Source organism: Aequorivita todarodis (genome assembly GCF_028561335.1).
Lineage (GTDB): Bacteria > Bacteroidota > Bacteroidia > Flavobacteriales > Flavobacteriaceae > Aequorivita > Aequorivita todarodis.
Genome location: NZ_JAQQTG010000003.1, coordinates 1 through 25820, shown reverse-complemented (window position 1 = coordinate 25820; position 25820 = coordinate 1). Strand labels below are relative to the sequence as shown.

13 protein-coding genes and 2 pseudogenes are annotated in these 25820 nt (G+C 40.1%); 5 read left to right on the top strand and 10 right to left on the bottom strand.

From position 1 onward, the window contains the following. Positions 1-42: 42 nt before the first annotated feature. Both POV26_RS01425 and POV26_RS01420 read right to left on the bottom strand, forming a co-directional pair. A complete protein-coding gene (locus POV26_RS01425) occupies positions 43-852 on the bottom strand; it encodes an SDR family oxidoreductase (RefSeq protein WP_272854712.1) in 810 nt (269 codons plus the stop codon). Continuing rightward, positions 849-3212, bottom strand: coding sequence for a M28 family peptidase (locus POV26_RS01420; RefSeq protein WP_272854711.1), 2364 nt, complete (start codon positions 3210-3212; stop codon positions 849-851). The genes POV26_RS01425 and POV26_RS01420 overlap by 4 nt, the downstream gene beginning before the upstream one ends. A 272-nt stretch (positions 3213-3484) precedes the next feature. Here POV26_RS01420 and POV26_RS01415 point away from each other — a divergent pair, with 272 nt between their 5' ends. Then, complete coding sequence (locus POV26_RS01415; protein ID WP_272854710.1) at positions 3485-3946, top strand: CBS domain-containing protein; 462 nt, start codon at positions 3485-3487, stop codon at positions 3944-3946. Here the strand turns inward: POV26_RS01415 and POV26_RS01410 are convergent, their stop codons facing one another. Next, complete coding sequence (locus POV26_RS01410; protein WP_272854709.1) at positions 3947-4528, bottom strand: TMEM175 family protein; 582 nt, start codon at positions 4526-4528, stop codon at positions 3947-3949. 270 nt (positions 4529-4798) lie between these two features. Between POV26_RS01410 and POV26_RS01405 the strand changes: the two genes are divergently transcribed. Next, positions 4799-5134: a single-stranded DNA-binding protein gene (locus POV26_RS01405; RefSeq protein WP_272854708.1), complete on the top strand. Its 336-nt coding sequence runs from the start codon at positions 4799-4801 to the stop codon at positions 5132-5134. A gap of 74 nt (positions 5135-5208) precedes the next feature. After that, positions 5209-7311 carry a DNA helicase RecQ gene (gene recQ / locus POV26_RS01400; protein ID WP_272854707.1) on the top strand — a complete coding sequence of 701 codons (2103 nt, stop codon included), beginning with the start codon at positions 5209-5211 and terminating at the stop codon, positions 7309-7311. 450 nt (positions 7312-7761) lie between these two features. On the opposite strand, the pseudogene POV26_RS01395 reads toward recQ, so the two are convergent. Further along, positions 7762-8769, bottom strand: a pseudogene (locus POV26_RS01395) (IS30 family transposase). 122 nt (positions 8770-8891) lie between these two features. Here POV26_RS01395 and POV26_RS01390 point away from each other — a divergent pair. Both POV26_RS01390 and POV26_RS01385 read left to right on the top strand, forming a co-directional pair. Continuing rightward, positions 8892-10481 (top strand): helix-turn-helix domain-containing protein, encoded by a 1590-nt coding sequence (locus POV26_RS01390; protein WP_272854706.1) that lies wholly within the window; start codon positions 8892-8894, stop codon positions 10479-10481. A gap of 73 nt (positions 10482-10554) precedes the next feature. Next, positions 10555-11387: pseudogene (locus POV26_RS01385) on the top strand (transposase). Between the two features lie 92 nt (positions 11388-11479). Here POV26_RS01385 and POV26_RS01380 read toward each other — a convergent pair. The 6 genes from POV26_RS01380 to POV26_RS01355 all read right to left on the bottom strand — a co-directional run. Continuing rightward, positions 11480-13417, bottom strand: coding sequence for an OmpA family protein (locus POV26_RS01380; RefSeq protein WP_272854705.1), 1938 nt, complete (start codon positions 13415-13417; stop codon positions 11480-11482). Positions 13418-13461: 44 nt separating this feature from the next. Next, on the bottom strand, positions 13462-14391 hold the full coding sequence (locus tag POV26_RS01375; protein WP_272854704.1) for a PorP/SprF family type IX secretion system membrane protein: 930 nt from the start codon (positions 14389-14391) through the stop codon (positions 13462-13464). A gap of 15 nt (positions 14392-14406) precedes the next feature. Then, the gene (locus POV26_RS01370) at positions 14407-15537 is read right to left on the bottom strand and encodes a T9SS type B sorting domain-containing protein (protein WP_272854703.1); all 1131 of its coding nucleotides are present in this window, start codon (positions 15535-15537) and stop codon (positions 14407-14409) included. 183 nt (positions 15538-15720) lie between these two features. Then, positions 15721-16173: a hypothetical protein gene (locus POV26_RS01365; protein WP_272854702.1), complete on the bottom strand. Its 453-nt coding sequence runs from the start codon at positions 16171-16173 to the stop codon at positions 15721-15723. Between the two features lie 114 nt (positions 16174-16287). Further along, positions 16288-23799, bottom strand: coding sequence for a DUF8202 domain-containing protein (locus POV26_RS01360; protein WP_272854701.1), 7512 nt, complete (start codon positions 23797-23799; stop codon positions 16288-16290). Between the two features lie 65 nt (positions 23800-23864). Continuing rightward, a partial coding sequence (locus tag POV26_RS01355; protein ID WP_272854700.1) for a hypothetical protein occupies positions 23865-25820 on the bottom strand: 1956 nt, incomplete at its 5' end.

Genomic DNA, 25820 nt, shown 5'->3' with positions numbered 1-25820 from the left:
TATTTTATTGAAATGGAAAGGAGCTGTAACAGGCTCCTTTTTTTATATTGAAGTTTTAAAGGAATAATCCAAAATAGCTTTCAAATTCTCTGAATCAACCTGTTTAAAAATTTCATTTGAATCAGCTTCCGCAAAAGTTGGCGGTTCCAAACCAAGTTCATTCGACTTTTGAATGTAATAGTCCGCTTTTTTGGGATGGTTTGGGTTTACGGCATTAAACACTTTTCCGAAGGCATCCTGCTTTAATATTTCAACCAAAATATTTATACAATCCTCACGGTGAATTAAATTAACCGGCGCATTGCCATCTGCCAAATCCTTTCGCCCCGCCAAATATTTTGCAGGTTGCCTGCCGCCGCCTATCAACCCGCCGAAACGCACAACGGTAGTTTGCAATTCTTCCGAATTAATGAATAATTCTTCCACTTGTCGCAGTTGTTTTCCCGCGATGGTTTCGGGTCTTGGATCGTCAATTTCGGTAACGTTTCCCTGTGAATCGGCGTAAACAGAAGTACTGCTCACCAAAATAATTTTCCTGACGGCAGCTTCATTTATCGCGGAAAGCAAATGGGCCATTTTTAAAACATAATCTGCGCCCGTGTTTTTCCGAAGTCCGGGCGGAATCATTATAATTAAAAGATCCGAATTGTTTAAAAGCGCCTGAATTTCCCCGGCAATTCCGTTTTCCGAAATTTCAACGGGAAAAGCGTCAAAGCCGTTTTGTTGCAATAACGTAGCTTTTTCAACAGTGGTCACTGAACCTTTTACGGTGTACCCCAGTGAAGCCAAACGATACCCCAAGGGTTGTCCGAGCCATCCCAGGCCCGCAATGGCGATTGTTTTATTTGTCATTTAAAAGTATTTACAGCATTAGTCGGCAACGTATCGCGAGCTTTCATCGGAAGCGAATCTACCGAAAAAGTCCGTTTTACCGCCACGGCATCGGTAATTACAAAAGGTTTCGGCATTGTATAGTCTGGCCTTTTCGCTATTTCAAATTGTGGGTTTGTCATTAAATCGAAGGAATATTCCATCACTTTAAATACAATTGGTGTATGTTCCGCTACGGAAAATTTCACTTTTAAGGAATCGTTTTCAGAAACGTAATAATTGATGAGGGCGCTATTTTTGGTGCCCCGATAGTCATTCGAAATTTTTGGGATCGGCATGGTTTTACCGTTAAATTCCAGGGTTTTAAAAGCTGGATTCCCTACGCCGTACAAATCTATTTTGTTCACTCTCCGTTGCGGCACGATGCTGAACTTGACATTCCGAAGGTTTTCGATCAAGGTATCTTCTTCCAAAATTATCTTAAAATCCGGGATATTTTTTTCCGGCGCTTTAGCCATATAGCTATAGGTAAAGCCATATTTATTATAAGGTGCTTCAGCTAAACTGTCAGTTGCCGTTTCGGGCTTTTCGCCCAAATATTGCTGCGTCCATTCGTCAATTTCCTTGTCGTAAGTAAGCCAATAGGTTTTGTCCGTATCGGCATCTTTGTAGTAAATTAGGCTGTTTGGCTTTCTTCGCTCTTCGGAAAAATCGCTTTTTGAATGGGCTATTCCGAAGAAAAGTACCGCGAGCAGCAAACATACAGCCGAAAGCAACCCTTTCATTTTATAATATCCAAAAACGGGCCAGAGCAACGCAAAAAGCAAAACGGTGAAAACGCAGCTTATTACGAGCATTTTCAAGCCCAGCCCAACTGGAAAAAACTGAATGAGCGGCGCAAAAATAAAGATTGCCGGAACCGCCAAAAGGGCCATCGCCAAAAGATTGGGGCGTTCCTGCCGAAGCATCACAAAAAACGACAACAATCCAAAAAACACAGGAATAATGAAGAAAGCGGCTCCTTTCAGAATAATAAATACAGCTGCGTTTATCAAAAGCCAAAAAAACAAAGGAGCAACGTAAAAGGAAGGCTCGCTGAAATTTTTAGTGAATTTTTTATAAACCGCAAAGGTAATGGCCAACGAAAGGAAGACGAAAAACGCAATGTACCAATGCCCGTTATAGGTAAAGCCTTGTTGGATTTCGGCGTATTGCGGGTATATCATTAAAATCAATTTCCAACCAAAAAGACCAACACCCCCGCAGATAATCAGCGAAAGCAAAAACGGAGCGAAGCCCAAGCCGATTGCTTTTCCATTCAATTTTCTTTTGTTTAGTCCATAAAAAATCAAAAAAAGAAAAAATAGCGTTGCCAAAATGAGCATCGGCAAAATCCACGAAAACGGGTAGCTTATCATTTTTACCAAGGGTAGGTTTACATAAACATCATCTGTTTTTGACTTTAGGCTTGAGAGATCGGCATTGGCAAAATAATGGATCAACGGAAGCAGATAACTGCCTTGGTGCATCAAACTGTTCCAGTTTAAATGATACATATTGTCATTGGCCGTGTGGTAGTTGAAATGACTGTCAATAAAGGCGAAGAAAAAACTGGGTATATCTCCATCTTCCCTAAAAACAGTGGAATCGGTATCGTTGGGCAGCATTTTGTAAACGCTGTACATCAACGAAGAGGCAACCGGAAAATCTGGGTTGGCCGCTATAAATTCCTTTACCAATTTTGAATTTCCGCCGTTGGTCTCCAAAATCATATTGCTCGGGCCGCTGGTGCCACGCGCTTCAAAATTGAGCACCAAGCCTACATTTTTTGCCCACGGATGCTCGTTTACAAAAAGTTTGGCGCCGTCCAGGCCAATTTCCTCGGCATCGGAAAAAAGGATTATAATATCGTTTTGGGGCTGTTCCCTCGAAGCCAGATAAGCACGGACACTTTCCAAAATAGTAACCAGGCCACTTCCGGCATCGCTGGCGCCAAAAGAAGGCACAAGCGCACTATCGTAATGTGAAAGCAGCAAAAGCGCCTTTCCCTCTTCGGTACCTTTAATTCGGCCAATAATGTTTATGGGCTTGTTTAGCGTTTTCGATTCGGGATTTAGGCTAAATCCTTCTTGGATATGGGGATCGAGACCCAATTTTCCCATTTCTGAAATCAAAAACTTTCTAACTTCCCCATGGCCCTCGGAACCTAAATAATGTGGTTTTTTAGAAATTTCACTTAAAGGTTGAAGCGCCCTATCCACGGAAAATTCGGTGGCAGGAGCCGTTTCGTCTCCATCGTAATGTGGTGTCAATCCATAAAAGCTGTAATAGACTAATGTAATTATGAGCAAGAGCGAAAGAATGGCGCCAAGTTTTTTCATGGTTGGGGAGTTTTGTTTGCTATAAATTCTGTTGCCCCAGCCCTGAGGGTTGCAGGATATATAACGTATTTGTCAAAATTCAAGAAATTTTCCTCCCTTTAGGGCAGGGATGAAAAAATTTAGGTTAAAAATACGATTTTAATCGGGTTAAGTTAAAAGGTTCATTAGTATTCCGTCAGTAGTGTTTTAACCCTTTTAACTTATATCTTAATAGTCCAATAATTTAATTTAATAAAATTGTTTATCTTAGAAGTTCGCAAAAATTTGATATTATGGGAATTAAAAGTTTTATAGGCAGAAGGGCAAAGCCCCAAAAAGGTTCTTCGGAAAAAATAAAGGTCTCCGATTATATGACTCGCAAACTCGTTACATTCAGGCCAGAACAATCTATTTTGGAAGTAATGGAAGTGCTTTTGAAGAAAAGAATTTCCGGCGGGCCCGTGGTAAATGATAAAAATGAGTTGGTAGGTATTATTTCTGAAGGCGACTGTCTAAAAGAACTGAGCGATGCCCGCTACCACAACCATCCCATGGAAGACGTAAAAGTGGAGCAGCACATGATAAAAAATGTGGACACTATTGATGGCGAAATGAACGTATTGGATGCGGCCAATAAATTTTTGGAATCAAAACACCGCCGTTTTCCTATTTTGGAAAAGGGCAAGTTGGTGGGGCAAATTAGCCAAAGCGATGTATTGCGAGCAGCTATGAAACTAAAGGGACAGACTTGGTAATTATTCCTTGTCCCTAAAAATTATTTCTATCCGTTTATCGGGAATTAACCACATGAATGCTACCAATATGTATAATATACCAGCAATCCACGGATTCAAGAAAGATCCAATGATTGCGATGATATAAATTATTGGCGAAGCCTTTCCTTTTAAATCCTTTCCCAATGCTTTTGCCAACAATGAATCCTTTCCCTGAACGGCCAAAATTCTATTCTGAAGAATAAAATAAGCAATCGCCGCCATTAACAACACGCCACCGTACATCGCCATAGGCAGTTCGGCAAAATGGTTCTCACCCACCCAGCCCGTAACAAAAGGAATCAACGACAGCCAAAACAATAAGTGCAGGTTTGCCCAAAGTATTTCCCCGCTTACCTTTTCTACGGCGTGCATCATGTGGTGGTGGTTGTTCCAATAAATTCCCACATAAATAAAACTTAAAACGTAACTGAGGAATACGGGCAACACGGGCACCAAATCACTTAGCTCGGTTCCGTGCGGCACTTTTAACTCCAAGACCATAATTGTAATTATTATGGCGAGTACTCCATCGCTAAAAGCTTCCAATCTGCTGCTGTTCATAACGGATTTTTTATGTGAATTATAAAAGAAGTTGTTTTTCAACAATTTAAAGTACAGAAATTTTTATAATTATCTCATTTATTAAAAACTTGATTATCAAATATATATTCGTTTACAAACGCTTACAAACAACTATAAACGAAAGTAAGCACTTAACAACCAACTAAAATTTGGAAGCCATCGTACGTTTGTCCTGTCGAATAAAATGAAATTCGATAGTATCAATTGTTTAACCCGCCTGCCTCAGGCAGGCATTAAAAATTAGAAATCATGAGCACACTTAGAAACAAAGTACAGTTGATTGGAAACTTGGGAAACGATCCCGAAATCGTAAATCTTGACGGCGGAAAAAAACTTGCCAAGTTTAACATCGCCACAAATGAAACCTACAGAAACCAAAAAGGTGAAAAAATCACGGACACCCAATGGCACCACGTTGTTGCTTGGGGGAAAACCGCCGAGATCATCGAAAATTATGTCACAAAAGGAAAAGAAGTGGCAATAGAAGGAAAACTTACCTCAAGATCCTATGATGACAAAGAAGGAATCAAACGTTATGTAACCGAGGTAGTTTGCAACGAGCTGGTCATGCTGGGGAGTAAATAAATGACCGGCCATTCAAGCCCCCGCTTTTGGTGGGGGCTTAATTTTTAAAAGTTTGAATCGCTATTTTTACAAAAATGGAAACAACTGCCCAGCTAAATAAGTTCGAGCTGCTCAAAACGCATTTCGGATACGACAGCTTTCTTCCCAACCAGGAAGAAATCATAAATAATGTAATGGACCAAAAAGACACGATTGCCATTATGCCTACGGGCGGCGGGAAATCGTTGTGCTTTCAATTGCCGGCTTTGGCCTTGGATGGTACGGCGATAGTGATTTCTCCATTAATTGCTTTAATGAAAGACCAGGTTGATGCCTTAAAAGCAAATGGCGTTCCGGCCCAGTTTTTCAACAGTTCGCAACCCTACGAGGAACAACAGCAAGTTTTAAGGGAATTACAAAGCGGAAATTTAAAATTGCTATATGTAGCGCCCGAGAGTCTTCCGCAGTTAAATTTTATTCTGAAGACAATAAAAATCGGTCTTTTTGCGGTTGATGAAGCGCACTGTATTTCCAGTTGGGGCCACGATTTTCGGCCTGCCTATACCCAACTTAAAAGTTTGAAGGAACAATTTCCAAACGTTCCATTAATAGCCTTAACCGCAACCGCAGATCGCGCCACCCGGGAAGATATTGCCGTGCAGCTCGCTATTCCAAACGCTGAAACGTTTATCGCTTCCTTTGACAGGCCCAACCTTTATTTGGACGTCCGCCCCGGTCAAAACCGCAATAAGCAGATTTTCGATTTCTTAAGAAACCATAAAGGCGAATGTGGCATCATTTATTGCCTAAGCCGAAAAAGTACCGAGAAACTCGCGGCCACCCTTTCGGCAAAAGGTTATAAAGCGGAAGCGTACCACGCCGGCTTGACTTCCGAGGAAAGAACGCAAATCCAGGAAAATTTCATCAACGATATTTCACCGATAATCGTCGCGACCATCGCCTTCGGAATGGGCATCGACAAAAGCAACGTACGCTGGGTAATACATTATAACATGCCAAAAAATATAGACGGCTATTATCAGGAAATTGGTCGGAGTGGCCGCGATGGACAGCCCGCGCACACCATCCTGTTTTATAGTTTTGCAGATGTCATTATGCTTCGGAAATTTGCCGAGGGCTCCGAAACCGAGACCTATCAATTGGCAAAACTGGAGCGCATGCAGCAATACGCCGAAGCCTTGAGTTGCCGTAGAAAGGCGTTGCTCGGCTATTTTGGTGAGCACATCACCGAAGATTGTGGCAATTGCGACATCTGCAAAACACCGCCCAAATATTTTGACGGCACGCTTATCGCTCAAAAAATCTGTTCGGCAGTGGCGCGATTAGAGGAGCAGGAAGCCCTTGGGATGGTTCTCGACGTGCTCCGCGGCGCACAAAATGCACAGGTTCACGATAAGGGTTATCAAAACATAAAAACCTACGGAGCGGCCAAAAACATTGCATGGCGCGATCTGCAGCAATATGCCATCCAACTTTTAAACCAAGGGGTTTTGCAAATTTACTTCCACGAAAATGGCCGGTTATTGCTCACACCCCTCGCCAAAAAAGTTTTGTTCGAAGGCAAAAAGGTACGTTTGGCAAATATCATTCAAGAAGTGGAAACCGTAAAAACCGAACGGGCGTCGAGAAAACGAGCCGAACTTTTCGACAAACTAAGGAAACTTCGATTGAAATTGGCTGAAGAAATAAACAAGCCCGCCTTTGTGGTTTTCAGCGATGCTACCTTGGAAGATATGGAACACAAAAAACCGCGAACCCGTAAAGCATTTGCAGAAGTTTCAGGTGTTGGCGAGGCGAAACTTGAAAAATATGCAGATGATTTCCTAAAAGTCATCAATCGGCATTTGGATGGTTTGGAAAACAACCTTCCCACCTACGAACGCAGTTTTAAAATGTTTGTTGAAGAAAAGCTCTCTGCTTCTGAAATTGCTGAAAAACGGGGTCTTTCGGAAGATTCTATATATGGACATTTCTTAAAAATGCACGAAGGAGGAGCGGAAATTGACCTGTTACAATTTATTTCTTCCGATGAAATTAAGAAAATCCTGGAGGCGAACGATCAATTAGGAAATTTGGATACACTAAAACCCTATTTTGAATATTTTGAGGAAAAGATGCCGTACTGGAAAATAAAAATGGGGCTTTATCTATTAAACAATTCAGAGATCAATAGATAAGTTTTTATCTATTGTTAACTGTTGTGCATAATGTTAAAACGATGTCCATTCGATTTCTGATCTATTTGGCCAAAAAGCACAACGGGTTTAAAGCTGTAATTATCTATCGCATAAATACATTTAATTCGTTTTAATCTGTTCAATGTAGGTTTCAACTTTAGTATATTTTTGAACTTTTTGATCCCAATTACGATTGGTAGAAGCAAACCAAAATTGAAGGTAATTGTTAAGATATTTCTATTTGAATACTAAAAGCAGATAAAAAATCAGGATTATTGTATGTTTGTAAAAACAGAAAAAAGTAAGCCGTGAGCAAGTCGATCTATTCTTGGTTATGCGCAAAAGTATTATAGAATAATTTATTTGATTTAAACTTTCTTAAAAAGTTATTTGATTACACTTAATTATGCCACTAATTTAAAAATTCGTACCTTATAATAAAAGCCATGTTCATGTTATAAGTGCAACTGGCCAAGTTGATTTTAATTTTTCTATTGGGCTAATGTAGCCAAACTTTCTCACTCTTCTGTTATTTATCAGTCTTTCAATTTCCCTTATCCTGTCTTCGCTTATTAGGTTCAGGTCTGTTTTCTTGGGCAAGAACCTCCTGATGAGCCCGATCCTGTTCTCTACCGTGCCTTTGTCCTGCGAGGTGTACGGTCTGGTAAAATAGGTCTTCACATTGTGCGTGCTGGCTATTTCTGTGTGTCCCGCAAACTCCTTTCCATTGTCAAAGGTCATTGTTTTTATCCAGCTGCTCCCTATTCTGGATATCTGTGCATTTATTTTTTCCTGTACCAATTTTGAGTCCTTGCTTTTTAAAAAATCCATCGTGGTTGTCAACGTTGACCGTTCTGTCATTACCAACAAGGCGGATTTGTGATCCTTTACCATCATCAGGTCAACTTCCACATCGCCCAGGCGCCTGCGGCCCTCAACAACCTCTGGCCGCTGCTCTATCGACACCCTGTCCTTTATCGTGCCCCGGCTGTTTTTATAGTTGCCACGCTTGGATCTCCGCCTGCCGTGACGCAGATAACGGTAAAGGTCTTTATAGGGCAGGTTCTCTTTTCGGTTGCTTTTCTTGCATTCCCATATCCATTGATAGATGCACTCCAGGGAAACCCCTTCTATGCCAAGGACTTTCCATTCGACCGCAATGAGCTCGGGGCTCCACCGTTCCTTCCTGAGCCACCCGGCTGCCTGGTCCTTGAGCTCTTTTGTCAGTTTTACCTTCTTGTGCTTGGCCCTGTGCCTTTTTTCGGTCTTGCCCTATGCCAGTCGGGGCGGGTATAGGCCCGCGTGCTGCACGCGTTTGCCGATGTTCCTCTTCAGTTCCCGGCCAATTGTACTCTTGTGGACGCCAAGGATATCGGCTATCTCACTTTTGTTGTTTCCTGCCTCCAACAATGCACCAATTTGGTATCTTTGCTCTCGGCTGAGTTGTTTATATTTCATTGCAACGCAAATTTAGCACTTGGCCAATCATTGGGGGCTAGCCCCCAATGATTTTTATTTTGAGTTGCACTTATCTGTTGAACATAGGAAATATAAACCTTTAAAAATTTTAAATATTGAAATTGCCTTATCTACTTTTTATATTTTTTTGTTTATTTCATACAAATACTTTTTCTCAAGAAGTAAGTAGCGAAGAGAAAATCGATGAAAAATTCATTAAAATTTCTTCAGATACCACAACAAATCCTGCTCAAAAAGAAATAGAGTACAAAAAGTTATTGGAAGAGTCTATAAAATTTGAATACAATAACGGTATTTTAAAATCTGGCTTTAAACTAATGCGATACTATGTCGATTTAGGGCAAAATGATAATGTTATAAAAATAGGAAATCGGCTAAAAAAACAAACTGCAAATGATGAATCCTCTAGATTACTATTAGCCCGCATCTATCAACTTAATGGTTTAGCGTTTGGATACCTTGGAATGCTTAATGATAGTAGGAAAGATTTTAAAGCTGCCATTAACTATGCCGAAAGTTTAAAAGATGTAAATCAAAAAAATTACGTTCTTTCACTATGTTATGAAAATTACACCTTATTATTCCATTCAAGACACTTCAAAGAGTTTTCTAAAGACTCTACACTGATTTATTTAGATAAAAGTATAGAAAAAGCATATCTAATTGAAGATGGAAACAACCTTATATCTAAAGATTTAAAGTATGACATGATTGCTTTTGCATATATGCGCATGGCCATTCATTCTTTAGAACTAGTAGATGAAAATGGCTATCTAGAATTGGCTGAGGAATACCTTGACAAAGCTTTAAAAATCAATGAAAATTACAATATTCTGCCCAGAAATGAAATCATGCTATTTAATCAGGTGAGTTGGTTGTACATGGAAAAGGGCGAATACTCAGAATCTATAAGCTTTGCAAAGCGAGCATTAAATCTAGAAAAAAAATACAATGCACCTTACCATAGGGTAGAATCTTTTGAGTTTCTTGCCAGTTCTTATTTAGAGCTTGGAGAGAAAGATAAATCGAAAGAATATCTAGGAAAATATACTTTTTTAAAAGACAGTATTGCACTTACAGAAAAAAACAGCATTGATGTGCCATTGACCCATAAAATAACAGAAGTAAGCGGATCTCTTAAAAAAAGCAATAAAAAGAATGCGCTCATTATTGCAATAGCATCCTTGTCTATTATTATAGCACTATTCATTTTTTGGAGAAGGAAAAATAAAAAAATCAATGAAAAATATTTAGCTTTAATAAAAAAAATAGAAGCTAAAAAACTATATGAAGATGAGAAATCTGAAGAAGGGATCATTGTAATAAATGATGAAGCTACGAGTTATTTACTAGATAAATTAAAAAACTTTGAAAAAAACAATATTTACCTTAAAAAGGAAGTAAATCTAACCTGGTTAGCAACCCGTTTTAACACAAACACAAAGTATCTTTCTCAAACCATTAAGCTCAAAACGGAGAAAAATTTCAGAGACTATCTCAATGGGTTAAGAATTAATTACATAACCAATAAGCTTTTTGAAGATCCGAAATATAGAGAATACAAAATCAATTATCTTGCTGAAGAGTGTGGATATTCATCATCACAAGTTTTTGTTATTGCGTTTAAGAAAGAAACCGATGTTACTCCTTCTTATTTTATTAAAAAAGTAAAGAAAGGGACTATCTCATAAAGCGTGTAAGTTAAAAAAATAGCGGGGGCCGGCCCCCGCTATTTTTTTGTTTAATTTTAAATATGTACACATTATGAAGAAAGACGATTTAATTTCAGATGATTTTCTGAAGCAATTCAAATATCACGAAGAGCTTACGAGCTTTTTGAAGCAGATTCAAAAACGTGGGATTGAAAAGATGCTCGAAGGTGAGCTCGATGGCCACTTGATTTACGACAAGCATCAAAAATCCACAGGTAACAATGTTCGCAACGGACACTCCAAGAAGAAAATCAAAACATCCATTGGCGAATCCGAGATTACTGTTCCCAGAGATCGGGATGCCTCGTTCAATCCTACGATAGTACCTATGCGGGGCAATATGGTCGATGGTATCGAAAACGTAATTGTGCCCCTCTATGCCAAAGGAATGAGCAACAGCGATATTGAGGAGCAGATTCGTGAAGTCTATGGTTTTGACGTGTCTACCTCGACCATATCAAGGATTGCAGAAAAGATATCTGGAGATATAGTTGCTTAGCAGAACCGTCCATTGGAACCCGTATATCTCATTGTCTGGAAGGACGTATAGTCTTCAAGGTACGGGAGAATTCAAAGGTCATCAACAAGACTATTTATATTGCCGTCAAAAGCTGGTGCGATAACTGGGAAGACCTTACAGTGTTTTATGAGTTCCCTGTGGAGATTAGGAAGATTATTTACACCACAAATCTTATCGAGAATCTAAATGGGAAGATAAGAAAGTATACCAAGAATAAACTTTCATTTCCAACAGACGATGCTGTAATGGAATCTGTATATTTGGCAGTACGTGAAGCAACTAAAAAATGGACAATGCCTATAAGGAACTGGGGCATCATTTTAAATCAGTTCCTAACGATCTATGAAAAAAGGGTCAGACTTTAAAAAAGTCCAACCCCTGTTAATTTAAACTAACACACTTAGTGGGATAGTTTCCTAAACAAACCAAATATTAATCTCTACTCATTTACAATATTTTACTCCTTCACAATAAATTCCGATCTTCTGTTCTGTTGGTGTTCGGCCTCGGTACACTCAATGTTGTTACCACAGTAGTTTACCAATTGTGTTTCCCCAAAACCGCGTGCTGTTAAACGATCCCTGTCTATGCCATGTGCTATAAAATACTCCATAGTGGATTTGGCGCGTCTGTTTGATAGTGTCATATTATAACTATCACTACCTCGGCTATCGGTATGCGAGCGGATATCTATTTTAAGTGCAGGATGCTCTCTTAACACCTCCAATACCTTCTGAAGTTCAATCTCGGCCTCAGGGCGGAGGTTCCACTTGTCAAAATCAAAGTAAATAATCGGGATGTTCAACACTTCTGCCAAATCGGTCCCTGGAATAATCTGCGCTTTGTTTTTTTGTAATTGGAAGTTTATTGTCTGTTGTTCTAATCCAGATTTCGATATTTTTTCATCTGTATCATAAAGTTCCTGGCTTGCACGGATTGTGTAAATATTATACCTATTGGTCTCAATAGCGTAATAACCATCTGCATTGGTAGTAAGTGATTGAAATAGCTTGCCTTCAGAATCAGTTAGTGCAACAGTGGCACCTGCAATTGGTAAACCAGTTTGTTTATCGGTTACGTATCCATCAATTTTTGCTTGGTACACTTCTTTAATCGGTTCTGTTTCTATGAACGTGTATATGTTATCGTGTACGAAGGTTCCTTCGCTCTGGGAACGGTTGGTGCTTATAAATCCTTTTTTTGTTTCCTTGTTTATTCCAAAGGAAAAATCATCTGCATAAGAGTTTATAGGGGCGCCAACGTTTAGTAGGTTACCGTATCCTCCATTCTTGATTTTTACATAAAATACATCCAATCCTCCAAGACCAAAATGTCCGTCGGATGAAAAATAAAGCTCATTGTCTTCCGAAACAAATGGGAAGGTTTCTTTCCCGGCTGTGTTTATGTCTGGGCCCAGGTTTACGGGTTTGCCAATGGTGCCGTCCGTAGCAATGCTCGCCACATAAAGGTCTGATTCTCCAAACCCGCCTGGACGGTCTGAAGAAAAGTAAAGTTTGGTTTCATCTGGGCTTAGAGCGGGATGTGCCGAAGAATAAACATCGCTGTTAAAGTGAAGTTCTTCGGGTTTTTGCCAGACATTATCCTTTTTTACTGATCTGTATATTTTTAAGTTTTGATCGTTCTTTCTGTTTTTAGCAGTAAGGTTGCTTCTGGTAAGGTACATAGTATTTCCGTCCTTGGTGTAAATAGGAGACGACTCGTGGAACCTACTGTTCAATTTTCCTCTTATTTTGGTAGGTTTCCCAGTGGCAACATTGTCTTGGTCGAGTTCAATTTCGTATAAAGAAAGAAAGCTCAATCCGTCCCAAGCATTTTTAGTGTTCAGTATAGTAGGGTTATCTACGGTTGCTGCATAAACCAATTTGTTGCCGACCTTTGTATGGCCGAAGGTTACTCTATCTTCATCGTAAATTGCATCTATGGGATGCAACTGATATCTTCCTGAGTTTTGTTGTATTAAGTTTAAATAGTCAATAACTTTTATGGCTTTCGGGTCTGTACCGTTTTTAGCGATAAAAATATCGTAGTATTTGGCTGCTTTTTGGTGGTTTCCGGTGGCATTCAAGGATTGTGAATACCGCAATAAATCAATAGGTGATTTTGGGTTTTGATTGAGTTCAAAAAGTTTGCCATACCATTTTACCGCGTCGCCATACTGTGCGTTAAAGTAATAGGTATTTGCCAGTTTGGAGAAAAGCTCTTCGGAAGTATATCCCTTTTCAGCTACGGCAAGATATATTTTTTGGGCATCCACATAATCCAAACGATCGTAACTGGAAGTGGCCTTGGTTAGTTTTTGGTCTTGGGCATTAATTGGCACCAAGAAGCCCAAAAGAAATATAAAGAGGAGGGTTATAGTAATGTTGTTCTTCATCTGTAGATAATTTTTATTTTTATTAGGCTAAGGATCACTTGATTTTAGAAGAATCTCGGGTTTACCTTAGCTCTAAGCTTGGTGCCTAGTTCAAATCGTAAAAAGATCTCGTGAGATCCGTCGTTGTAATTTCCTAATGGGGTCGTGTCATAATCGTAGGCATAGCCAATCATTATATTATCATTCACCTGAAACCCTGCTAAGGCACTTACTGCAGCATCAAATCTATAGGCTAGACCAAGGGTTACGCGATCGTAAAGTAGGGCGTTTGCCGAAACATCAATTGCCAAAGGAGCACCAGATACTGCTTTTGCCAATAGGGTAGGTTTTAGTTTTAGGTTTGGATTCAAGGTAAACACATAACCCGCTATAAAGTAAACATGTGTTTTTTCGGTCGCGGTTGATACTTGCACATCGTCATAGTGATCTGTTTCCAAAAAATTTGGTGAGGAGAGTCCCAGATACCAATTCTCAGAGTGCAAGTAAAGTCCCGCGCCAATAATTGGAGAGCGATAATTGTTTTCTGACAGGTCGTAATCATTAGGATCGTAAATAACCAACTTGGTTGGATCTATATCTAAAAATGAAAAACCACCTTTTAATCCGAATGATAGTTGTGTTCCTTCCGAGACATTTACGGTATATGAAAAGTCTGCTGTTACAATACTTTCGACCGATGGCCCAATTTTATCACTTGTAAAACCCAGTCCAAGTCCGACACCTTGTACACCTATTGGTGAGTGTACTGAGAAGTTTAAGGTCTCTGGTGCACCGTCAAGACCTATCCACTGGTTTCGGTAATCTCCGAGCATGCTTAAAGAGCCACGGGTACCTGCATAGGCTGAATTTATACTTACGGTGTTATACATATACTGGGTGAACTGTGAATCTTGCTGTGCCTGAACATCAGGAGCCGCTGAAAACATACATCCCAGTAGCATAAAAACAAATAATTTTGATATTTTAATATTCATGAGATTTCTTTCTTATTAATTGCCGCTTAGATATAAAAAACCAGCTTGTTTATGTCGCTTATTTTCTGATGGGTTGCCATATTGGTAATCCAAAATATAAAAATAGGTACCTGTAGGTAATTGTTCGGATTTGTCAACGGTCATCCTTCCTTTTGAAAACCCATCAAATACATCGCCATCTATTCCGTAATTGTCAGACTCGAAAACCTTTACACCCCATCGGTTGAAAACCTGAACATTGAGATTGTAAATATCTTTGCTGTTTGAGGTGTCAATAAAGAAATAATCGTTTTTGCCATCGCCGTTTGGGGTTACTGAATTATATACCACAATATCACCTGAAAGGACAAGATCCGTTTTTACACGGCCAAAAGTAAATACGCCGTAACCGTTTACGGCTGTGGTTATTGTTTGGGCCTCTAGATTTATGGCTCCTCCTTCGTCTACCCACATATTGGTGTCTGGATTCCACCGTACAATGGTAAGTGCATCGCGCTGGGCGGCATCTATCATAGGTTGTGGGGTAGTAACATCGCGCCAAGAAAGGGTAATTAACATTTCCTCATTAGTGGAGGACTCTTTTTTAATAGTCCAATATTCTTGGTTGTCAATTTCTTGTATTACACCCGCTTTAAATTTGTGCGGATACAGTACGTCGGAATTTTCAAAATAGAATTTTCCTTCAAAAATGGCAGCTGTGTTTGAAGGTGCCGAAATACCTGCGAAACGGTAAAACCCACCATCGCCAATGGGATAGGTGAATTCTGTATTTCCAAATTTATTGACAGGTCCATCTACGTGGCTGTAATCTGAAGTGTTTATATGAAAAGCATCCGTATTGAAAGTTATTTTGCCTCCATAATTATCATTGTCCAAAATACCGTTGTAAAAATCTGCTTCGCCACTAATATCTATACTTCCAGAAACTTTAAAAGGCACAGTATTGCTAGAATTGTTAAAGTAAACATCGTATAGATAGCTCACTTTTGCCCCGCTAATGTTCTGGTCGGAACCCCCTGTAAACTGTGTTAGCCCCGTGTTTTGATAAAAATCTACAACCCCATCATTGTTAAAGTGACCGTAAATATAGATGTTTCCATCGTTGAAGAACTCGCCAGATGGAGTATTGTCGAAATCGCTGACCATACTAACAATCGTTTCCGGAGCAACAGTCGCCTCTCCTTGGTTTGTAATTTGAGCGCTCAATCGAAAACTTACGAACGATATTGTTAATAATGTATATATATACTTATTCATATTACCTTTGAGATTACTTTGTTTTATTTAAAACTTTCATTTTCCATAATCTAGGAACTTTGATTTCTGATTCTATTTCCAATAGCTCCAATTAGTACCATCGAAAACCGCAAGTGCTTTGGCGTCAGTATCATAGCACATCATTCCCGGATATGGGCTAGGCACATTTAAATGTGGCGAAGCTATTTTAGGAAGTATTAAAGCCTTGTTTGTTGACTCAAGTACCAAAACGCCATCTACTGTTGTGCTTTGGCTACCTATTACCGTTTGCTTATTGTTTGGCGTGCCTGTGTATGCTAACACATTGGTATCATCGCCTGCATCGCTTAAATTCATCCATCCGCTGTTTTCGTACACTTTTACCGTAGCGTCGTTTTTATCAAAAAGGAATGTACCATTAGCTGGTGTTGCTGGCAACGTTTCTACTGCTGGGAGAATGATCCCTTTTGTAGTACCTGCTGCAAAATCTAAAACAGCATCGCCATCTACGGTTTGCTTTTCTATGGCGGTTTGAGCATAAGCCAAACTACCAATGAAACAACATCCTATTGCTATTAAAATTGATTTTTTCATTTCTTGTTTATGATTTATGCTGTAGGTTTTAGGCCTTATGCTAATAGCCTATAGCCTTATAGCGCATTAATTATTACAACTTCTTTCTATACATTTCCAAACAGTACCGTTGTATAGTTTGACACATTGTTCGTCTGTATCGTACACCAACATACCTTCTACGGCATTTAATGCGTCTATTTGTACAGTGGTTAAACGTGTAATGACAAACCCTTGGTCTGTAGATTGTATGGCAATAAAACCATTTGGCACATTACCTGGCCATGTACCTACAGCGCCGTCTCTGTCTGAAATACCTGTTTTGGTGAACTCTGTTGGCGTTCCTGTTGCTCCCGGTTGGGTACAATAAGGGCAAGGTATTTTATTTAAGCCGCTTCCATATCCACTGATATAGGTTGTACCCACTACCGATTGGGTAGCCACGATGGTGTTTGGTGCTCCATCATTCCAAACAATAGAGTTAAAGCTGTTGCCGTTAAACAACTCCAAAGGGTGCAATGCCCCACCGGAAGTCTTGCTTCCGTACATACTCACATCGCCATTAGGAGCAATAACAACGCGTATTAGTGGTGCAGAAGCATTACCGGTCATCTGCCATATTGCAGCTGTATTAGTCTCATACTCGTCACCATCAACAAATCGCACATTAATTCCACTTGTCCCAGCCGACTGGAATTGAATTTCTTGAGTAGCTAACTGAACGCCGTTAATATCCATATTGAAGGAATTGTCCAAAGTATAAATATCAAACTGGAAACCAAAATTGGTAGCTGGTTGGTTAAAGGTTACCGGAACACCTCCTTCAGAAGAAAAGGTATTTCCCGCCACTTCTTCCACACATAGATCAGGATCGACAGTACATTGTTCCAATGTGAGTACATTAGACACTATTGGGTTTTCTTCGGCACAGGCGTTGCCCGGTGCTGTAATTAGCTGGAAAACACTAGATGCCGTAGGGGCATCGGTAAAGATGTCGCTGGTGATATCTAATACCACATCAATAGAACTTGTACCCGTTGGAATAGTTACATTGGAGTATTCAATATAGCTATCGCCCGCTGCGCCAATTTCTTGTGTTCCTGTAATTCCGTTATTTAGGGTTACAGAAGAAATTTCTTGTCCTAAAGCATAGAATCCTTGTAAAGTAGCTCCGGTAATAGCGCTTCCACTGTTATTTGTAAATTCTACTGTGTAAGTTGCCGGCGTACCGCTTTCTAAACAGGTTTCGCTAGCCGTATAGTTAATTGTTACATCTGGTGTAGTATAAGTACTAGCCTCAAAGCTAACTTCACTATCTGGGTTTGCTGCAGGATCTACACTAGAATAGGTGTTTCCTGATCCGGATGTTACCGTATAACTACTAGATGTATTGTAGGTAGTTGTTGTACCTGCTGTGCTTCTTACATTAACATACAGGTAGTTTGTAGTACCTGCAGGCACCACCAATCCATTTAATGTAAATGTACTAGCATTGTGGGTATAAGCTGTTGTTCCTGCTCCAAAGTCAGAATCGTTATAGGTATCATCTACAAACTCTAAACCAGCTGGTAAGGTTTGTGAGATATTTATGGTTCTGTCTTCACAACTAGAGTTTACAATACGTAAACGCATAGTAGTGTCCATACACGTTGGTACATCTTCACTTTGTGTAAAATCTTGAACAATGTTTACACCATCTTCGTTAGGTGGTAAAGCCACCATACACTCGAATGAGATGTCGCCAATATTTAACGATCTTAAGGTGTTTTTCGTATTGTTACGGTTTACTTCGGCAATAATTTCTATTTTATTAATAGACTTGTTAAATCTAACATTTGCCGTTGAGTATAGTGAAGTTAATCCTCTATACGGTTTGGTACCTACTACTTCATTACCATTAATATCATAGGTTGTTGTTGCAGAGCGCGGATATGCATCTGTAATAATAGGTGCTACCTCGTTGCCATCACAATCGTACCCTTTAATGGTAAATTTATTCGCATTATCTAAATAGGTATTGATATTAGAAATTTGGAAACTTGCAGCCGCCACATCTTGGTTTAGCTCAATGGTATGGGTAAGGGCTACGTTTTGGTTATCATAACGTCTAGAAATCATCCATCTACCGTAAGCTCTTGGCGTGCTGTTAGGGCCGTACTCTACATTTGCAGGGTCAGCAACATCCATATCTACATACAAGATTCCTTGGTCTGTTGACCCTATGTTTTCTTGATCAATAACATTATTGGTTCTTTCTGCAAGTGTATCCCAGCTTCTACCTGTTCTAAAGATAAAGTTTCCGCCAGTACATACGTCGCAATTACTTGCTCCTACAACACCTGCAAACTTGATGTATCTTACTGCATCTTTAGGGAATTTAGCCTTAAAGCTAGCAATACCTGCTGCATAAGATGCTGCTGGAACTCTAATTAAATTGGTTGTAAATGCATCATCATTTGCTATCCATATTTCAATTTCTGAATTGAATGTATAGGCACTTAAATCTGCTTGTAACCACACTGCATCAGTTGCATTGGTGTTTTGTACACGCCATACTCTGTTGGTTGTAATTAAAGCAGGGTTTAATGTTTCGCCCGTACAAGGGTCCGTAGCCAATGAGGATTCGCCAGTTGCTTCGTTATCTCCAAACAATATATAGGCTTCGTTGTTGGTAAAGCTTGTTCTAGAAGCATCCATATTGCTTGCCGTATAATCATCATCAGTAGCTAGAGTTAAAATAGTTCCTGCATTGACACTTTTTGATACTTTTTGCTCAAAGCCACCAATATCAGCTCTTGCCATACCAAAAATATTATTGTTGAAGGCTGTATTATCGGCACCATCCCAAATAATTGAGGTCGCAGAAGCAGTTGACCCTAAATAGTGGTCTGTATCTACTCTGTCTAATGTGATACCGTATTTGATTGCCAAATACGAATCTACACGTCTTCTTTCTTCGGTTGTTAAGTTACCAGCGCCATATACGATGGTTTCTCCTAGGTTACCAATAAATCCAGGGTCATCACCGTTTGCGGTTCCAGCATCTCTTTGCTCACCAAAAATATGCCCTCCTATCATTTGTCCTCTTGCTGAAAAAGTTAAATCGCTACCATTTTCAGCACCATTTAAACCTTGATTGACAAAAGTATCTGTATTGTATCGATACATAATACTAGGTATATTGGCATCAAAAACAACTCCGCCAACACTAGCAGCACCTGTTGGAGCACCTCCGGTGTTATTACGCGAAATATAATTACCATTATAGATTAGACCAGGAGAGTCCCAGTTAGTTCCATTAAAAGTGGTATTATCCATACCTATACTAAATATACGAGAGTAGGCATTTCCTCCGGTATTGGTTAGACCTTCTTTGGTAAGTGTAAAGATGTCAAAGTTGGTACTACTTAAAGTCTGAACATTTAAGTTTGCTAATGACTGGTTAACTGCTGTAAAGTTGATACCCGGGTTGAAGTTGAAATAATTAGCAGCCCCTTCTGCATACTTAGGTAAATCTAAACTTCCCAGTTGTGATGTTACCGTTCCTGAGAAAAAGTCAGTCCACGAGGTTACATCTGTACCGTCACCTGTATTGTCAGCGTCTTTATCGGCTCTGTACCAATAGCTCAAATTATTGATTACACCTGCAGGTGCGTATCCATAACCAGCAAAGGTAAAGTACTCACCATCTGCCAATGAGATGGTTGCTGTTTTGTAAGCTACTCCATTAATGGTCGCGTCTGTGGTCATTTCGGTGAAATTGTCACTACCATCAAAGGTTTCGTCTGAAGATTTTACCACATACAAATTGCGCACATTACCTGGCCAAGCCACTGTAACAGCACCTACACCATTGGTGTTTTGCGCTTTCCAGATAGCTGCGAAACGTAAATTTACTTCGCCATTGCTACCGCCTGTATAAACAAGCGATTCTGATAATGATTGTGATAATCCATTGTCTCCTACTAATAAAAACTGACCGTCAGATAATGTATTGGTGTTAGCTGCATTGGTATTGGCTAAACCACTAGTACCTGCACCAATAATTAATTGTTGTCCTGCGTTGGCACTTTGTGATTGTTTTTGGTGCAATGCAGAAATGTTGTCTCTGGCAATACCAAAAACATTGTTGTAATAATTGGCGTCAGCTCCGTCCCAAACTACAGTACTTGTAGAACTTAAATAATTTCTGTTTTGATCTACACTCAAAGTTTGTCCGTATTTAATCGCCAAGTAAGATTCTACGCGATTCAATTCGTCAGTAGATAATTTACTGTCAAACACAATCATTTCGTTTTGTTGGCCATCCAACTGATAGCCTGCATCTGCCTTACCTACCATAAAGGCATTGCGGTTGGCATCAAGACGAACATCAGTTATAGCATTATCAAAAGTTTCGTGATAACCACCAAGTGTGATGTCAACTAAATTATTACCATCAGTACCGGCGCCATTCTCCCAAGTACCTCCGCCAATAAATGGACCATCTATGGTGTAAGTACTTACTGGATCATACTCACCTAGTCTAGGGTAAAATAAAAGTTTATCAGGATTGAATCTATACAAACCTGGATCATCCATAGCATTGCCTGCGCCTGAGACTCCAAACCCTATAAATGGAGCTTGGCTTGTAGTGCTTCCTGCTGAGAAAAGTGCTCCGCTGCTTCTGTCAATCATATTTCCATCTACATTTCCGTCATACTGTAACCATTTTTGACCACCTGTATAGGTTACCGTCGGGTTGAAATTGACTAAAGTGGTAGCATCAGAAAAATCTGGTCGATATGAAGGGTTAACGGTTTGTGATAATGGGAATGGTTTGTTGTTGAACTCATTCCATTGTTGTATCGTTGTTCCATCTGTTACTGGAGTTGTACCAGAATCTGTAAACATAGTACTCACCGCATCTGCACGGTACCACGCTGCAGATGTAACACCTCCTGGCGCATATTGGAATCCTGCCAAAGTAAAATACTGTCCGTCTGCTAATGTAACTGTAGCTGTATTGTATACCACACCGTTAATCGTAACTTCTGTAGCCATTGATGTAAACGTATCAGTATTGGTAAAAGTCTCGTCTGAAGATTGTACCAGGTACAAATTGTTTACGCCTTTTGGCCAAGCCACAGTAACTGTACCTACACTATTTGTATTTTGTGCTTTCCAGATGGCTTCGAAACGGAAATTGGTATCGCCGTTTGCACCACCGGAATAGACTAAGGGTGTTGTTAGTTTTTGTGCCAGACCATTGTCTCCTACTAGTAAGAATTGACCGTTTGTTAAAGTGTTGGTGTTGGCTGCATTGGTGTCGAATAATGAGCCGCCTGCACCAATAATTAATTGTTGGCCTGCGTTGATACTTTTCGATTGTTTTTGGTGCAAATCAGACAGATAATCATTGGTTATACCAAAAATATTATTGTTGTAGCTGGCATTTGTTGTAGCATCCCATACCGTAACTGATGCACTACTTAAATAATCTGGAACTGCTGTTCCTGCGTCATCTAAAAGTGTAATACCATATTTAATGGCAAGGTAAGAGTTGATTCTTTGCTTTTCATCTCCTGTAGCGTTCTGGTGATCTGCACTGTAGGCAAACACCTCTGGCAAACCACCTTGATATACCTCGCTACCATTACCTGTAAGACCAAATCCTTCAGAGCCTATTGCAAAGTTTACTGCTGATTGTATGGAACCGATGTTGGTGGTTTCGTTAGCATAAATTTGTCCGTTAACGTTTAAGTAAATTCCATTGGTTGCTCCTCTCCAGCTCATCCCCCCAATGTGTGCTGGAAGAGAGTTGGCACCTACATCTTCATTAATTGCCGTACCATTATCTCTAGTTATGTAATAATTATCGTTTCCTTTGACCAAATTAGGGTCGTCATCGCCCCATCCATAAGGCGTTCTCCAACCTCCTACGTCAGCATTCATCATAACTCCATAGGCTGAACCTGGGCTATCTGTTGTAGGGAAATATACTTGGTTTTCGTTATAGAAAAAGTCATTTGTACCGTCAAAATAATAAAACGGATTAAAGTTGAAGCCATAGTTTTTACTATCGGCTGCATACATAGCATCGGTCACCAAGAGTGGTTCGTTTGCATTGTTGTTTGGTTGAAACACATCACGTCCGTTAGCTGATACATCCTTCCAAATATCTTTTTGACCAGGAGTTGTAACACCATCATCGGCTTTATGCCACATTAAAAGATTGGATAAAACACCACCTGGTGCATGAGCGTAACCAGTAAATGTAAAATACTGTCCATTTGTTAGGGTAAGCGTTGCGGTGTTATAATCTACACCGTTAATATTCACTGTACCAGTCATAGCAGTAAAATTGTCGCTACCGTCAAAAGTTTCGTCGCTAGACTGTACTGCATATAAATTATCAATACCTGCAGGCCAAGCTATGGTTACTTGCCCTACGCCATTGGTGTTTTGTACTTTCCAAATAGACTCGAAACGGAAATTGGTCTCACCGTTTCCGCCTGAATATACTAATGGCGTAGTTAAGCTTTGTGCTAAACCGTTGTCTCCAACCATTAAAAACTGACCGTTGGTCAGCGTATTAGTATTTGCAGCATTGGTATTGAATAGCCCACTGCCTGCACCAATAACTAATTGTTGGTTTTGGTTGGTACTTTTTGATTGTTTTTGGTAGAGTTCAGAAGCATCGTCTCTGGCAATACCAAAAATATTTTGATTATATGTAGCATCTGCTGTCCAAACCGTTGCACCTGCTGCGTTTACATAATCACTACCGCCTTGTGCATAGGTATTACCATATTTTATGGCTAGATAAGACTCTACACGGTCCATTTCTGCCATAGACAAGGCGTTCTCGAAAATGATAACCTCGTTTACCTGACCGTTCATACCACCCCAATTGCTATCACGCCCAACTCTAATGTCACGAGAAGCGTTATTAATTATTGCATTTTGAAGTTCAGTATTGTTGTACGATGACCGAACACCATTCAACGAAACAATGGAGGAGGCATATGAAGAATTTGCCCCATCTCCATTTATCCAATTGGCTCCCGATATAAAATAGTTGTTATCGGTGAATGAGTTGGTACTCAACCCTTGGTAACCAGGGCCACCTGTAAAAAACAACAAGTTATTCTGTCCATTATTAGAGGTATGCAACCCTGGATAATCCATAGTTGCATCAAAGCCCATAATACCCGCAGGGCCAACAACATTTAAATAACCTGCAACGTATAGGGTGCCTTCTGTACGGTCTATAATATTAACGCCTGTAGCTGGTTGATACTCTAGATAATCATCATTTGGGCCACTAATGGTTATCGTCGGGTTAAAGTTTACCAATGTAGTTTGGTCGGAAAATAAAGGCTGCCTAGCCGAAGTTGATTGATTCAAGTTGTGTACAGCACCGAGATATTCGTTCCATTGTTGTATATTGGAATTGTCCGTAGCCTGGGTTACCCCTGCATCTGAAAACACAGTGTTTTGAGCATCCGCCTTATACCAAGCTGCAGGAGCAACTCCTCCCGGACCCTGCGCATCCATAGTAGGAATAAATACACAGGCGAAAAATGTTGATAAAAGTAATAAGTATAATTTTTTCATAGATTTCATTTTATAAGCTTCTCTCCTTTTTTTAAAAGGAGAAAAGCCATAATAAGAAAGATTGTCTATTTTTTGGTATCGCTGTTTTGTAGCATCAAACTTTCCAATCTATTCATTCTAGATTCCATTTCTTCTTGTTTCTTTTTAAGTTGCTCAATTTCCTTGTCTTTGGACTCGATTAACTTTTGCTGGTCTATAGTGTGCAAGTATAATTCTTCTACTTTTTCCAACACTTGAACAGACAATTCAGAAATGTTTATTTGGTATTCGCCCTTTTCATTTTTTGCTAAAGAGTCGATATTTGTTATACCTGGTAAATGACGATTGTTGTTAATAAAGGTTTCCACCTCTTTTAATGATTTGAAACTATAGTCTTTATTTATAACTGAGTAACCATCAAAATAATCCTCGAAAACGTAATCGGCATAGATAGAGTTGGTGGTTAAAATAGAACCATTTACGGCTAACTTCACATCTGGGTTTGTTGTCCCTAACATATCGTCTGTGCCGATACCTACATTACCCATTTGATAAATATTTTGGGTGTTTTGTGTAGCTTGTGTGCCAACAGCATCTTGGTTGTACCAAGGTTCTTTCCCAGCAATATCTGTAGTTATACCGTCTTCGCTAGTGTATGTAAAAATACCATCATTATCAAGGTCGTTAAAGGTTGTTACGGTTTCTTGGATATTTTCTGTAGTACCTGCACCATCGTCGTGTGTTGCAATAGTTTGCGGTGTAAGACCCGCTGTTACTCCTGCTGTTGTAACTGGTGTTACTACTGAAGGATTGCTACTTAAACCACTTAAATTTACCATTTGCGTACCACCGTCTTCTATTGTAAGGGTAAGCACGTTTGTGGTTCCATCTAAACTAAAATCTGTAATTTGCTGGTCGTCGGTGTTAATTTGTGCAGCTAAATCTGCTAATGCAATTTTTACTTCACCGCCATCGCTATCTGTTAAAATTAAATCTGTACCGTCTTCGGTTAAACTTATATTGGTGGTGTTTGTATCTATACCTACATATCCAGATAGGTCTACCGATTGCGTACCTCCGTCTTCTAATGTAAGGGTAAGTACGTTTGTGGTTCCATCTAGACTAAAATCTGTAATTTGCTGGTCGTCGGTGTTTACTAAACCGCTCAAATCTACTGTACCGCCATCTTCTAATGTTAAAATGTTTGTTCCTGAATCAAAGCTTAATTGCTGGTCGTCGCTACTATTGGCAGTAACCATATACTCAAGATATTCTTCGATGCTATTGTACGTATTGCCGTTGACCGTAACAGGGCCGCTGTTCACGATGTCCTCAAACTGGTTGACGATGTCAGCGGGCACATCAACCGTAGTAACGGTGCCGTCCTCCGAAGTGTAGGTGTACATGCCGTCGCCGTTGTCCACCAAGGTGGTAACGGTCTCGTTGGCAGTAACCATATACTCAAGATATTCTTCGATGCTATTGTACGTATTGCCGTTGACCGTAACAGGGCCGCTGTTCACGATGTCCTCAAACTGGTTGACGATGTCAGCGGGCACATCAACCGTAGTAACGGTGCCGTCCTCCGAAGTGTAGGTGTACGTGCCGTCGCCGTTGTCCACCAAGGTGGTAACGGTCTCGTTGGCTGTAACCATATACTCAAGATATTCTTCGATGCTATTGTACGTATTGCCGTTGACCGTAACAGGGCCGCTGTTCACGATGTCCTCAAACTGGTTGACGATGTCAGCGGGCACATCAACCGTAGTAACGGTGCCGTCCTCCGAAGTGTAGGTGTACGTGCCGTCGCCGTTGTCCACCAATGTGGTAACGGTCTCGAAGTTAGGTATCATCGCCCCCAGGTCAAGGTCGGTGGCCACGCCATCCTCATCGTTGTAGGTCAGGATACCGGTCGTGGGATCGAAAGTAGCCGAGGTCAATGTCTCGTGCTGGGCGATAATGGCAGCAATGTCCAATACCGTCGGGTCTCCGTTTTCATCTATATAGGTAATCGTCCCCGCAGCGGTGTCCTGCGAGATGGA